Here is a 12458-nt window from a genome sequence, read left to right as displayed (position 1 = left end):
TGCGCTGGTCTAGAAATCCCGCTGCAGTGCCATGATCCGGACGCGCCGCGATTCAACGCGCATGCCGAGTTCACGGATATAGGCAAGGTGGCAATAGGCGCAGGCGGTGACCCCGATGACCGCCAGCAGGCAGTTCAGCCAGGTGAAGTCCATCATCAGCGAGAACCGAAAGCCGCTCGGCGCCGTGAACGCGGCGATGGTGCTGGCGGTCTGCGAACGGCCACCGATGAAGATCATCGACGCCGCGAGGATCAAGATGCCGTGGTTGGCAAGAAAGAATGCGGCCGACCTTCTGGCCCGGCTTGCCATCCAGCAGATCCCCAGCGCCGCGCCCAGCAGAGCGAAATCCAGGACCATCGACCCTCCCAGATAGACATCGACCTGCTGCCAGACCATGCCCGACGAGGGATGCAAGGCGAGCCAGATCTTCCACATGTCGGGGCTTGCGGGGTAGGTTCCGAGCAGGAGCGTGGCCATTCGCTCCGCCGCCAGGATCAGCAGGACACAGGCAGGAAAGGCGAAAAGCAATAGTGGTTGGCGCTTCATGGTGCCTCGCAATCTGGCAGGCAGATTACGCGCCGTAGGTTGCGCAAGGCTTAACGGGGAAAGGTTCGGCTGAGACAGGATCGATCAAGCGGCTCGGATCAGGTCGTACAGCCAAGTGCCCGCTTTTGTATGTCTGACACCCAAATCCCGGACGCTGTCCATGTGATTGCGCCCCTCGACGATGCCGATCGAGGCCGTCAGGCGCTGCTCCGTCAGGCGATCGGCAAACAATTTGGCCTGCAGGTGAAACGGTTCGGTTTCCCGCTCGCCGACCAGCAGCGTGACCTTTGTCCGCGACGAGTGGGATTTGCTCATCGGCGAATACGCCCCGACTTCCGTGTCGGTCAGGCCTATCAAGGGCTCAAGGAAGGATTGCTGGAGGGGCTTCAAATCGTAGAGCCCGCCGAGCAGGAGTGCCGCCGACGGCGGATGTGCCGACCCCTCGTCGAACAAAAAAGTCGCCAGATGCGCCCCGGCGGAATGACCGCTGACGCTTAGCCGACCGGCATCGCCGCCATGGCTGGCAATATTATCCAGCACCCATTGCCTCGCGCGCCGGACCTGGTCGACGATTGCCGCCATCCTGACGGCGGGCATCAGCGCGTAGTCGATCACGACCGCGATTGCCCCTGCGCTCGTCGCCGTTTCGGCAATGTAGGAATAGTCGCTCTTGGCGAACATGCGCCAATAACCGCCATGGATGAAGATGTGCACCGGGAGGTCCCTGCGCGGTCCCTCCGGAAAGAACAGGTCGAGGCGTTCGGCCTCGTGCGGACCATAGGCGATGTCCGCAAGCATCGGCAGCGAAGCCCGCGTCGCGGTGCTGCGGGCGACGATGTCGGCCACGATGTCATCGAAATCGGCAACGTGGTCGCGGGTGCGAAAAGGGTCCTTCGACATGGTGTCCGCTCAGAAGGTTACAGCGATGTATTTGGCCTCCATGAACTCGGCGATGCCGTGATGCTGGCCCCCTTCCCGCCCGAGGCCGCTCTGCTTGACTCCGCCGAAGGGCGCGGCGGGATCCGACATCAGGCCGCGGTTGAGGCCGATCATGCCGGCCTCGATCTCGGCGGCCACCCGCATGCCGCGTGCCACATCGCGGGTGTAGAGATAGGCGGCGAGGCCGTATTCGGTGTTGTTGGCGTGGAGGATGGCCTGCGCCTCGCTCTCGAAGCGGGTGATGGGCGCTACCGGGCCGAAGATCTCCTCATGCGCCATGTCGGCGTCCGGCGAGACTTCGGACAAGACGGTCGGCGGATAGAAAAAGCCATCCCCTTCAGGCACCGAGCCGCCGCACAGTACCTTGGCCCCCCGGCTGACCGCGTCCTTGACCAGCCGGTCGATCTTGTCGACCGCCTTCTTGGTGATCATGGGTCCACATTCGGTGTCCGCCTTGGTGCCGGCGCCGATCTTGAGCGCAGCCATGCGCCGCGCAAGACCGTCGGCGAACGCATCGTGGATGCCGGACTGGACGTAGATGCGATTGGCAGCCGTACAGGCTTCGCCGGCATTGCGCATTTTGGCGATCATGGCGCCGTCGAGGGCCGCGTCGAGATCGGCATCGTCGAAGACGATGAAGGGTGCATTGCCGCCAAGCTCCATGGAACAGGAAATCACATGCTTGGCGGCCTCGGCGAGCAAGGCCCGGCCGATCCCGGTCGAACCGGTGAAGGAGAGCTTCCTGACGCGCGGATCGGCCAGCATGGCCGACGTCAGGGGGCCGGGTGTCGACGTCGTCAGCACGTTCACGACACCGTCCGGTACGCCGGCTTCGCTGTAGAGCGCGGCCAGCGCATAGGCGGTCAGCGGCGTCTCGCTGGCCGGTTTCAGAATGACCGTGCAGCCTGCCGCCAGTGCCGGTGCGATCTTGCGCGTCGCCATCGCGGCGGGGAAATTCCACGGCGTGATGAGGACGCAGATGCCGATCGGCTGGTAGTCGACGACGATGCGGTTGGTCCCGGATGGAGCGGTGCCGAACTCGCCGGTGATACGAACCGCTTCCTCGGCGTTCCAGCGGAAGAATTCAGCTGCATAGGCGACCTCGCCGCGCGCGTCGCGCAGGGCCTTGCCGTTCTCCAGCGAGATCAGCATGGCAAGCGTCTCCGACCGCTCGACCATCAGCTCGAAACAGCGCCTGAGAATCTCCGAGCGCTTGCGCGGCGCTGTCTCGCGCCACCCCTTGGCGGCCTTGGCCGCTGCCTCGACCGCGGCGGCGGCATCCTCCAGGGTCGCATCGGGGACCGCCGCGATCACCGCGCCGGAGGATGGATCGGTGACCTCGATGAGCCCGCCGTCGGACGACGGCAGCCATTGTCCGCCAATATAGAGCCGGTGCGGAAAGCCCCGAACGTCGTACGGGTCCTGATCGAGAGGGAAGGCATTGTAGGGAAGGTTCATCGTCTTGTTCCTGACGTTCACATGGCGCAGGCGGTGAGATCGCCGTCATAGGCCGCCTGGACAAGGCGGCGCATGGCGGCGAGGTCGAATGGGCGCGGGTTGTTCTTGATCAGGCGATCGATGCCGAGCGCCTGCTCGGCGGTCCAGTCGAGCTTGTCGGCCGGGAGCCCCAGACCGGCCAGCGTCGGGGTGATGCCGATCGCCGCAAACAAGCGCCTGATCTCCTCGATGGTCGCGTCCGCCATTTCGTCGACGCCACGACCGTTCGGCTCGAGGCCAAGAGCAATCCCTATCTCGGCGATCTCAGCCGCGGCCACGCGGCTGTTGTAGCTCATGACGTAAGGCATCATTGTCGCCACTCCCAGCCCATGCGGCGTATGTGTGAGCGCGCCGGCCGGGTATTGCACCGCGTGCGCTGCCGCCGTGCCGGCGGTGCCGAACGCGCAACCCGCAGCCAGCGCTCCCATCATCACGTCGGAGCGCGCCTCGGCGTCGCCGCCGTCAATGCACGCCTTCTCCAGGCTGCGGCCGAGAAGTTTGACGGCCAGCAGCGCGAAATGGTCGGTCAGCGGCGTCTTGCCGATGAACACGTGGCGCTGCGGCAGGCTGAAGTCCCCGTCCCGGCGCATGGCCGTAAAGGCCTCGATCGCATGCGTGAGCGCGTCGGCACCGGCAACCGCGGTCAGGCCCGGCGGACAAGTCATTGTCAGTTCGGGGTCGCAGACGGCAACGGCAGCAATGAGATAGGGGCTCGATATGCCGACTTTGAGCGTCCGGTCCGGATCCGATATCACTGCAACGGGCGTCACCTCCGATCCTGTGCCAGCCGTGGTCGGCACGGCGATCAGCGGCAGCATCGGCCCCGGGACCTTGAACTCGCCGTAGTAGTCCCGCAGCTCGCCGCCATGGCTGATCAGCAAGGCGGCACATTTGGCGAAATCGAGACAGCTGCCGCCGCCGATGCCGATCACCATATCTGGCCGGAAGCCCCTCGCTTCCTCGACGCAGACCGCCACCGAATCGCGCGGCACGTCCGGAAGGACACCGTCGTGAACCAGCACGTCGATCGACGCCGACCACAGGGATTCCATCATTTCGGCGAACACGCCGGTGCCGGCGAAACGTTCGTCGGTGCAGACCAGGGCGCGGCGGCCGTGGCGGCCGGCCACGGTCGGCAGCGCATGACGCTGTCCCTTCCCGAACAGAATTTCGCGTGGGAGCCGGAGGGCTGTGAGAAGGCTCATGACAGGCTGCATCCTTGGCGAGTTTCGGAGAAACGCATTGCAAAAATCCGCACCGAAAAATCCTCAACTGAGCGGCGCCAACAAATCGTATAGGATATAGTATTGCATCGGTCAAACCCTCGTGTTAGCAGTCTGTCCTGTCGAGAGGCGAAAAATGCAACCTGTCAGTTTGAGCAATAATGGTGAAACGCCCACGGGAGCGGGCCGCATTCAGCGGGCCGGCAGCCTGGCCGAGGACGTCTACGAGGCCATCTTCGCCCAGCTGATGTCGCTGAAGATCGCGCCCGGTTCGCGCATCACCGTCGACAATCTGGTCAAGGAGTTCGACGTTTCCCATACGCCGATCCGCGAGGCGCTGGGGCGTCTCGAAGGCGAAGGACTGGTTCTGAAGACGCACCTGATCGGATATCGCGCCGCGCCGCAGATCACGCGGCGTCGTTTCGACGAATTGTACGAAATGCGTCTCCTGCTCGAACCGCACGGCGCGGCGAAAGCCGCTGCCACGATGGACGAGGCCAAACTCGGCACGCTGCTGAAGGCCGCAGGCGTGATGTCGCGCCGCGAGGGCAAGGACGAGCGCCTGCGCTATTCGAACTTCGCCAGGCAGGACGCGATCTTCCACGACAAGATCATGGAATACGCCGAAAACGAGCTCATCCGCGAGACGCTGGGTTTTCAACACACCCACTTCCACATTTTCCGCCTGATGTACCATTCCCGCGTGACCGAGGAGGCGCTGGACGAGCATGAGGCGATCCTCGCCGCGTTCGGCTCTGCCGATCCGGATGCCGCCGCGAAAGCAATGCGCGCCCACATCGAGCACTCGCGCGATCGCCTGCTGCCGGCCTTCGATTGAGGCCTGAACGAATGTCCGTTACCGCCAATATTGCCGGAGAGGGAGGAAGTGCGCTGCCCGGCGGCAATGCGCCTGGGGCCGTGGAGCCGGTGCTGCGCTCTCAGGGTCTCTCGAAGCAATATGGGCCGGTGACCGTGCTCTCCGACGTCACGCTCGACATCCTGCCGGGCGAAATCCACGCCATCATCGGCGAGAACGGTGCCGGAAAATCCACTTTGATGCGGCTGCTGTCCGGCTATGCCGAGCCAACCCGCGGCACCTTGTCCATGGCCGGTCGGCCGGTGACGTTCGCCAAGCCCGACCAGGCCCAGAAAGCCGGTATCGCCCTCGTCCACCAGGAGATCCTGCTCGCCGAAGCGCTTACGGTGACGGACAATCTATTTCTCGGCCGCGAGCTTTCGCGCCGCCATGTGATGGACGACCGCGCCATGCGGCGCCTGGCAGCCGAAAAGCTGGCACGGATCGGCTGCTCGGTCTCGCCGACCGCGCTGGTGCGCGACATCTCGCTGGCCGACCGCCAGTTGGTCCAGATCGCCCGCGCGCTGCTCGACGACTACAAGGTCGTGATCTTCGACGAGCCGACCGCCGTGCTGACCGGCGAGGAAGTGGATCGGCTCCTCGAAATCGTCCGGCAGCTAAAGGCCCACGGCACGGCCGTCCTCTATATCAGCCATCGGCTGGATGAGGTGCGGCAGCTTGCCGACAAGGTGACCGTGCTGCGCGACGGCAGGATGATCGGCACCTATCCGGGCACGGCCCTGACGCAGATGGACATGGCACGCCTGATGGTCGGCCGCGAGCTTGCAACGCTCTACCCGCAGAAGAGTGCACCGTCCGATGAGCCGATGCTGAGCGTGAAAAGCGCCACCGTCCCGGGCTACGCCGAAGACGTCTCTTTCACCGTTCACAGGGGCGAAATTCTTGGCTTTGCCGGCATGATCGGCGCGGGCCGCACGGAATTGTTCGAAGGGCTGGTGGGCCTGCGTCCGGCCCACGCCGTGATCGAACTCGAGGGACGGCCCGTCCGGATCCGCTCGCAACGCGAAGCGATCGACGCAGGCATCGGTTACCTGACCGAGGACCGAAAGAGCAAGGGCCTGCTCCTCGAGGAACGGCTGGCGCCCAACCTCACGCTTTCCGCACTTGAACGGTTCCATCCCGCATTGGCTCTGAGCAGACGCCGCGAGTCGGCCGCGCTGACAGAGGCCGTCCGGAGCTACGATATCCGGCTCAAGAGCCCTGGCGTGAAGGCGGGACAGCTTTCCGGCGGCAATCAGCAGAAGCTGCTGCTCGCCAAGGTGCTGCTCACCAACCCCTCTGTGGTCGTCATCGATGAACCGACCCGTGGCATCGACATCGCCAACAAGGCTCAGATCTACGCCTTCATCCACGCCATCGTCGGCAGCGGCAAAGCCTGCATCGTCATCTCGTCGGAAATGCAGGAGCTGATCGGCATCTGCGACCGCATCCTCGTCATGCGGGAAGGCCGCCTGACGGGCGAGGTCCAAGGCGCCGAGATGACCGAAAGCAATGTGGCGCTGCTGGCGACAAGCGGCCCGAAACCGAGGCCGAAGGCCGAGGGAGGAACAGAATGGCTGTCATGACCGGATCCCCATCCACACATCGCGTCGGTGATTTGAACATCACCTGGACCGACGTGGGTCCCTTCCTGGCATTGGCCGCCCTGCTGGTGGTCGGCTTCCTCATCAATCCAGACTTCCTCTCCGCGACCAACCTTGCCAACGTCATCACCCGCAGCGCCTTCATCGCCATCATCGCTGTCGGCGCGACGTTCGTTATCTCGTCGGGAGGGCTCGATCTTTCCGTCGGCTCGATGGCCGCCTTCGTCACCGGCATCACCATCATGTTCATGAACGCGGTGGCGCCGCACGCCGGCCTGTGGGCGATACCGGCTGGAATGCTCGTGGCGACCCTGGTCGGTCTTATGTGTGGCCTCGCCAACGGCCTGATCGTCACCATAGGCCGGATCGAACCGTTCATTGCGACGCTCGGCACAATGGGCATTTTCCGCGCGTTGATCACCTATCTGACCGACGGCGGCACGATACCGATAGACCGGTCGCTGCGCGAAGCGTATCGGCCGGTCTATTTCGGCACCGTCGGCGGTGTCCCGATCCCGATCCTGATATCCGTCGCCGTCGCCGCGGTCGCATCGTTCGTCCTCTACAAGATGAAGTATGGGCGCAAATGTGCGGCGGTGGGCGCAAACGAGGACGTCGCGCGCTATTCCGGCATCTCCGTCATCAAGACGCGCACCATTGCTTACATCGTCCAAGGCGTCTGCGTAGCCATCGCCGCGATCTGCTACGTACCGCGACTAGGTGCCGCAACGCCGACCACCGGGCAGCTCTGGGAACTGCAGGTGATCACCGCCGTGGTGATCGGCGGCACGGCGCTGCGTGGCGGCAAGGGTCATGTCTGGGGAACCGTCGCCGGCGCCGTCATTCTGGAGCTGATCGCCAATCTCATGGTGCTGTCGGACTTCGTCTCCGAGTACCTGGTTGCCGCGGTTCAGGGCGTCATCATCATCATCGCGATGCTCATTCAGAGGCTCTCGAATTCGAAATAGCCCCGTGTCCGGACCACACGGGTGCGGTCTTTGCAGGTCCAATCTGGGAGAAGAAAATGTTCAGTAAAAAATGGATGGCTGCGGCCGCGCTCGGCACGCTGCTGCTGACTGGCCATGCCATGGCCGAGGACAAGAAAGTCATCGCCGTTTCGATACCGGCCGCCGACCACGGCTGGACCGCCGGCGTCGTCTATCACGCGCAGACGGCCGCCAAGGAAATCAACGCGGCTTTCCCCGGCGTCGAGGTCATCGTAAAGACGTCGCCGTCGGCGGCCGATCAGGTGTCGGCGATCGAGGATCTCTCCGCCTCACGCAAGATCGATGCGCTGGTGATCCTGCCTTACTCCTCGGAAGAATTGACCGAACCGGTCAAGGCCATCAAGGAGAAGGGCACCTTCATCACCGTCGTCGACCGTGGCCTGACCGACCCGACCGTCCAGGGCCTCTACGTCGCCGGCGACAACATCGCCGTCGGGCGCAACACCGCGAAATACATGATCGACAAGCTTGGCGGCAGGGGCGACCTGGTTGTCCTGCGCGGCATCCCAACGGTGATCGACGACGAGCGCATCAAGGGCTTTCAGGACGCCATCGCCGGGACCGGCCTCAAGGTTCTCGACATTCAGTACGCTCATTGGAACAGCGACGAAGCCTTCAAGCTGATGCAGGACTACCTCGCCAAATATCCGCATATCGACGCGGTGTGGGCGAACGATGACGACATGCTGCTGGGGGTGCTCGAGGCGGTCAAGCAGTCGGGCCGCACCGATATCAAGCTGGCGCTTGGCGGCAACGGCATGAAGGACATCGTCAAGAAGGTCATCGACGGCGACACCATGACCCCCGTCGAGACTCCCTACCCGCCGTCCATGATCAAGACGGCCATATACATGACCATGGCCAATTTGGTTGGCCAGGCCCCGGTTCGCGGCGCCGTCAAGCTGGACGCGCCGCTGATCACCAAGGACAACGCCAAGGAATACTTCTTCCCCGACTCTCCGTTCTGAAGAACGCAATCAATGCGGGGCGCAGCATGACTCGCCCCGCCCCTTTCACACGACAGAGGACATGATCATGTCAGGCAAGAAAATATTGATGCTCACCGGCGAGTTCACCGAGGAGTACGAGATCTTCGTCTACCAGCAAGCAATGGAAGCCGTCGGTCACACCGTCCACGTGGTCTGCCCGGACAAGAAGGCCGGAGACCTCATCAAGACCTCCCTGCACGACTTCGAGGGCGACCAGACCTACACCGAAAAGCTCGGCCATTTTCAGGTGATCAACAAAACGTTTGCCGAAGCGGAAAAGCAGCTCGATCAATACCATGCCGTATATTGCGCCGGCGGCCGCGGCCCGGAATACATCCGCACCGACAAACGGGTGCAAGCCATGGTGCGCCACTTCCACGATACCCAGAAGCCGATCTTCACGATCTGCCATGGGGTCCAGATTCTGATTGCCGTGGACGGTGTCGTGCGCGGCAAGAAGGTCGGCGCGCTCGCCGCTTGCGAACCGGAAGTGACGCTGGCCGGCGGCACCTACATCGACCTGTCGCCGACGGAGGCGTATGTCGACGGAACCATGGTGTCGGCCAAGGGATGGACAGCCCTCGCTGCCTTCATCCGCGAATGCCTGAAGGTGCTCGGGACCGAGATTCGCCATAATTAAACAAGGTCGGCGCGCGTCAACAATGCGCCGGCTTCTGTTTGTGATGGGATGTGCATCCACGAGTCTTTGAAGCGGGCCCTCGGTCGATGAGATCGAGGGCCACCGTCGCCGGTCAATCGAAGAAGCCGGCATCCTCCGCCAGCAAATACTTCCTGGCGCCTTCGGCGTCGATATCGAGGCCTAGCCCTGGTGCTTCCAGCAGATCCACCATGCTGTCCTTCACGATCTGCTTGGGCAGGCCAATGACGATGTCGTTCCACCAGGGGTCCGAGGCACTGGGATATTCGAACGCCACGTAATTGGCGGGCAAGGTGGCGCAGACGTTGATCAGCGCCCCGAGGCCCAGCAGGCCATTCGCCGTGCCATGCGGCGCCATCAGGATCGAGTGCATATAAGCGTGCTCGGCGACCCATTTGAGCTCGGCAATGCCGCCGATGTCGGCAGGATCGGGGCCGATGACGCGCACCGCCTGCGTCTCGATCAGCTCCTTGAAATTGTGCCTGAGGTAAATCTGCTCGCCGGTATGGATCGGCGTCGAAGTGGAGGTGGTCAGTTCCCGGTAGGCCTGCGGATTGACCCACGGCACATAGTCGCCGGTCAGCATGTCCTCCAGCCACATCAGATTGTACTTCTCGACCGCGCGGGCGAACTTGATCGCATCGGGCAGCATCCAGCCCGGGCCGCAGTCGAGTGCCAGGCTGACCTTATCGCCCAGCACTTCCTTCATCGCGATCACGCAGTCGAGCATGTGGTTGAAACCGCGTTCGCTGATCACGCCCTGATCCATGGCACCGTGATAGCCGGCCTTCTTCTGCGTCACGCCGTAATGGAAGTCCTCGATGGTGTCCTTCATGTTGGAATGGAACGAGATTCCTTGCTTGACCATGAAGAAATTCTGCGGCTGCTCCATCATCCATTTGACGTCTGCGGCGTAGTCCTCCGGCCGGTCGCCTGTGCGCTTCTGGCGTATCGAGCCGTTATAGACGCGTACCTTGTCGCGCACCTTGCCGCCGAGCAGCTTGTAGGCCGGCACGCCCGCGGCCTTGCCGGCAATGTCCCAAAGCGCATGTTCGATAGCGCTGACCGCCGCGCCATAAGGTTTGAAAGAACCGCGTTGGCGAATCTTCAACATGACCCGCTCGACATCGGTCGGATCCTCGCCGATCAGCGCCTCGCGGAAGTGCAGCACAAAGGGCTTGAGATAGGTCTTGGTGAACTCGACTTCGCTCAGACCGTAGAGGCCCTCGTCAGTGACGACGCGAACGATGGGATGCCGCCCGATGACGGCACAGCGGAGATCGGTGATTTTCATGCCGCAGTCCTATCTCACGGACGAGAAAGCTGTCGGCGTGAGCAGCTGGCTGCTGATATTGGCAACGATCTGCCCGTCGCGCTCGGACTCGTCCCGGGCCCTGTGCCATGCCGGATCGGTGACGAAAGCCGTCCATTTCGCCTCACGCTCGGCCAGTGATTCCCAGGCTAGGAAATAGGTGAGGCGATTGCTGTTTTCGCCGATCACCGTAGTGAAAAACCCGGCCTGGCGGATGCCATGCCTCTCCCAGATGGCCAGCGTCTGCTCGGAAAAGCGCTTGAGCAACGCCGGCAGCCTGCCCGGCAGGCAGTCATAGATACGCAGTTCGTAGATCATGGTTTCGTCCGTTTCTTTCTTCGCCTCTCCCTTGGGAGAGAGGTCGACACGAATAGTCAGTCGTCGGCCCTATGAGCCAGGGGAGAGTGAGGGCAGGAGTCTGGGCTAACTCCAGGTCCGGTCCCAGCTATATTCATTGTCCCAATGCTCGGTGGATTGCCATATCCCGGTGACACCGGGCTGCAGATGCTGGCTGATCACCTCGTCGATCACATCGTCTATGCCCAGCCCCGGCTTGTCGGGCACGGTGATGAAGCCGTCCTTCACCAGAGGCTTGGGAAGGCCTGTGACGATATCGTCCCACCAGTCGACATCGGCAGAGTGGTATTCGAGCGCCATGAAATTTTCGGTAGCGGTCGCGACATGCGCGGCGGCCATCGCGGCGATCGGGCTTTCGGCCATATGGATGGCCATGGCGACACCGTGATCCTGCGCCATGTCGCCGATCTTCTTGGTCTCGAGAATACCCCCACTGGTGAGCAGGTCCGGGTGGATGACGGAGAGGCCGCCGCTCTTGAGCAGCGGCTCGAAGCCTTCCTTGAGGTAGATGTCTTCGCCGGTGCACATCGGCACCGTGGTGGCCCCCTGCAATTGTCGGTACTGCTCGGTGTGTTGCCAGGGGATCACATCCTCCAGCCAGGCCGGGGCGTATTTCTCGATGCGACGCGACAGGCGTATGCCGTCCTGCAGCGAGATGTGGCCGACATGGTCGATGGCGAGCGGGATCTCGTATCCGATCACCTCGCGAACCTCGTGGATGTACTGCTCGAGCAGGTCGATCCCCTTCTCGGTGAAATGCAGGCCGGTGAACGGGTGCTGCACGTTCTGCGCGTCGTAGGCAAGATTGCGGGCCTTGCGCTCCTCAAGCGTGCCGCCACGGCCGCGCGGATTGGCATGAAACCCTTCGAGCGCGCCGGCGGGCGCGGATACGGCGCCCGGGACATGGGCGATCTGCATCAAGCCCAGGTCCATCTTGAGGAAGGTGAAACCACGGTCCATGCGCTGCTTGAGGCGCTTTCCGGTTTCGGTGCCGCTTGGTTTCTCGGCATCGGTATCGCAATAGACGCGCACCTGATCGCGGAACTTGCCGCCGAGCATCTGGTAGATGGGAACGCCATAGGCCTTGCCGGCGAGATCCCAGAGCGCGATCTCGACCGCCGAGACGCCGCCGCCCTGCCGACCGTGCCCGCCGAATTGCTTGATGCGGCGAAACAGGCGATCGATGTCGCAGGGGTTCTCGCCAAGCAGCCGGCTCTTCAGCATCAGTGCGTAGGTGGCGCTGGCGCCGTCGCGCACCTCGCCAAGCCCGACGATGCCTTGATTGGTATAGATCTTGAGCAGCGCCGAGGTGAACGGTGCACCGACGATCTCGGCCACCCGCATGTCGGTGATGCGAAGCTCGGACGGCTTCGAGTTGGTGTTGACCCGGTTGAGGGCCTCGTCGGCTCCATCCGTCTTTGGCATGACTTATCCCCGTTCTGATTTGCGGGTTGTCGCCCGCATGCTGCC

Annotated in this window: 12 protein-coding genes; 5 read left to right on the top strand and 7 right to left on the bottom strand. The window is 63.1% G+C overall.

Going from position 1 to position 12458, the window contains the following annotated elements; genetic code table 11:
- Positions 1-9 precede the first annotated feature (9 nt).
- The 4 genes from FJ543_RS24080 to FJ543_RS24065 all read right to left on the bottom strand — a co-directional run bounded on the left by FJ543_RS24080 (position 10) and on the right by FJ543_RS24065 (position 4187).
- Positions 10-546 (bottom strand): hypothetical protein, encoded by a 537-nt coding sequence (locus FJ543_RS24080; protein ID WP_140877782.1) that lies wholly within the window; start codon positions 544-546, stop codon positions 10-12.
- Positions 547-630: 84 nt separating this feature from the next.
- Positions 631-1446, bottom strand: coding sequence for an alpha/beta hydrolase (locus tag FJ543_RS24075; protein WP_140877780.1), 816 nt, complete (start codon positions 1444-1446; stop codon positions 631-633).
- A gap of 9 nt (positions 1447-1455) precedes the next feature.
- Complete coding sequence (locus tag FJ543_RS24070) at positions 1456-2943, bottom strand: NAD-dependent succinate-semialdehyde dehydrogenase (protein WP_140877778.1); 1488 nt, start codon at positions 2941-2943, stop codon at positions 1456-1458.
- 17 nt (positions 2944-2960) lie between these two features.
- Positions 2961-4187: an iron-containing alcohol dehydrogenase gene (locus FJ543_RS24065; RefSeq protein ID WP_140877776.1), complete on the bottom strand. Its 1227-nt coding sequence runs from the start codon at positions 4185-4187 to the stop codon at positions 2961-2963.
- Between the two features lie 154 nt (positions 4188-4341).
- Here FJ543_RS24065 and FJ543_RS24060 point away from each other — a divergent pair, with 154 nt between their 5' ends.
- The 5 genes from FJ543_RS24060 (at position 4342) to FJ543_RS24040 (ending at position 9301) form a co-directional block, all read left to right on the top strand.
- The gene (locus tag FJ543_RS24060; RefSeq protein ID WP_140877774.1) at positions 4342-5043 is read left to right on the top strand and encodes a GntR family transcriptional regulator; all 702 of its coding nucleotides are present in this window, start codon (positions 4342-4344) and stop codon (positions 5041-5043) included.
- Positions 5044-5054: 11 nt separating this feature from the next.
- Positions 5055-6647, top strand: a complete 1593-nt coding sequence (locus FJ543_RS24055; protein WP_140877771.1) for a sugar ABC transporter ATP-binding protein — start codon at positions 5055-5057, stop codon at positions 6645-6647.
- Positions 6644-7633 carry an ABC transporter permease gene (locus tag FJ543_RS24050; RefSeq protein WP_085986609.1) on the top strand — a complete coding sequence of 330 codons (990 nt, stop codon included), beginning with the start codon at positions 6644-6646 and terminating at the stop codon, positions 7631-7633. Before FJ543_RS24055 ends, FJ543_RS24050 begins: the two co-directional genes overlap by 4 nt.
- A 56-nt stretch (positions 7634-7689) precedes the next feature.
- Positions 7690-8640, top strand: a complete 951-nt coding sequence (locus FJ543_RS24045) for a substrate-binding domain-containing protein (protein WP_140877769.1) — start codon at positions 7690-7692, stop codon at positions 8638-8640.
- A gap of 67 nt (positions 8641-8707) precedes the next feature.
- A complete protein-coding gene (locus FJ543_RS24040) occupies positions 8708-9301 on the top strand; it encodes a DJ-1/PfpI family protein (RefSeq protein ID WP_015319191.1) in 594 nt (197 codons plus the stop codon).
- A 112-nt stretch (positions 9302-9413) separates the two neighbouring features.
- Here FJ543_RS24040 and FJ543_RS24035 read toward each other — a convergent pair whose 3' ends face one another.
- The 3 genes from FJ543_RS24035 to FJ543_RS24025 all read right to left on the bottom strand — a co-directional run bounded on the left by FJ543_RS24035 (position 9414) and on the right by FJ543_RS24025 (position 12413).
- Complete coding sequence (locus tag FJ543_RS24035; RefSeq protein ID WP_140790632.1) at positions 9414-10613, bottom strand: mandelate racemase/muconate lactonizing enzyme family protein; 1200 nt, start codon at positions 10611-10613, stop codon at positions 9414-9416.
- A gap of 9 nt (positions 10614-10622) precedes the next feature.
- Positions 10623-10949: an NIPSNAP family protein gene (locus tag FJ543_RS24030; RefSeq protein WP_015319193.1), complete on the bottom strand. Its 327-nt coding sequence runs from the start codon at positions 10947-10949 to the stop codon at positions 10623-10625.
- A gap of 105 nt (positions 10950-11054) precedes the next feature.
- Positions 11055-12413 carry a mandelate racemase/muconate lactonizing enzyme family protein gene (locus FJ543_RS24025; protein WP_140877767.1) on the bottom strand — a complete coding sequence of 453 codons (1359 nt, stop codon included), beginning with the start codon at positions 12411-12413 and terminating at the stop codon, positions 11055-11057.
- Positions 12414-12458: the final 45 nt, after the last annotated feature.

This window comes from Mesorhizobium sp. B2-5-7, assembly GCF_006440875.1.
Classification (GTDB): domain Bacteria; phylum Pseudomonadota; class Alphaproteobacteria; order Rhizobiales; family Rhizobiaceae; genus Mesorhizobium; species Mesorhizobium australicum.
Note: the sequence above shows the minus strand (reverse complement) of the source record. Positions and strands in the feature narration are given on the sequence as shown.

What these genes read in the sequence shown, in the direction of transcription:
- FJ543_RS24060 (WP_140877774.1), top strand. Translation starts at nt 4,342, where the DNA reads ATGCAACCTGTCAGTTTGAGCAATAATGGTGAAACGCCCACGGGAGCG.
- FJ543_RS24055 (WP_140877771.1), top strand. Translation starts at nt 5,055, where the DNA reads ATGTCCGTTACCGCCAATATTGCCGGAGAGGGAGGAAGTGCGCTGCCC.
- FJ543_RS24050 (WP_085986609.1), top strand. Translation starts at nt 6,644, where the DNA reads ATGACCGGATCCCCATCCACACATCGCGTCGGTGATTTGAACATCACC.
- FJ543_RS24075 (WP_140877780.1), bottom strand. Translation starts at nt 1,446, where the DNA reads ATGTCGAAGGACCCTTTTCGCACCCGCGACCACGTTGCCGATTTCGAT.
- FJ543_RS24040 (WP_015319191.1), top strand. Translation starts at nt 8,708, where the DNA reads ATGTCAGGCAAGAAAATATTGATGCTCACCGGCGAGTTCACCGAGGAG.
- FJ543_RS24080 (WP_140877782.1), bottom strand. Translation starts at nt 546, where the DNA reads ATGAAGCGCCAACCACTATTGCTTTTCGCCTTTCCTGCCTGTGTCCTG.
- FJ543_RS24025 (WP_140877767.1), bottom strand. Translation starts at nt 12,413, where the DNA reads ATGCCAAAGACGGATGGAGCCGACGAGGCCCTCAACCGGGTCAACACC.
- FJ543_RS24030 (WP_015319193.1), bottom strand. Translation starts at nt 10,949, where the DNA reads ATGATCTACGAACTGCGTATCTATGACTGCCTGCCGGGCAGGCTGCCG.
- FJ543_RS24070 (WP_140877778.1), bottom strand. Translation starts at nt 2,943, where the DNA reads ATGAACCTTCCCTACAATGCCTTCCCTCTCGATCAGGACCCGTACGAC.
- FJ543_RS24035 (WP_140790632.1), bottom strand. Translation starts at nt 10,613, where the DNA reads ATGAAAATCACCGATCTCCGCTGTGCCGTCATCGGGCGGCATCCCATC.
- FJ543_RS24045 (WP_140877769.1), top strand. Translation starts at nt 7,690, where the DNA reads ATGTTCAGTAAAAAATGGATGGCTGCGGCCGCGCTCGGCACGCTGCTG.
- FJ543_RS24065 (WP_140877776.1), bottom strand. Translation starts at nt 4,187, where the DNA reads ATGAGCCTTCTCACAGCCCTCCGGCTCCCACGCGAAATTCTGTTCGGG.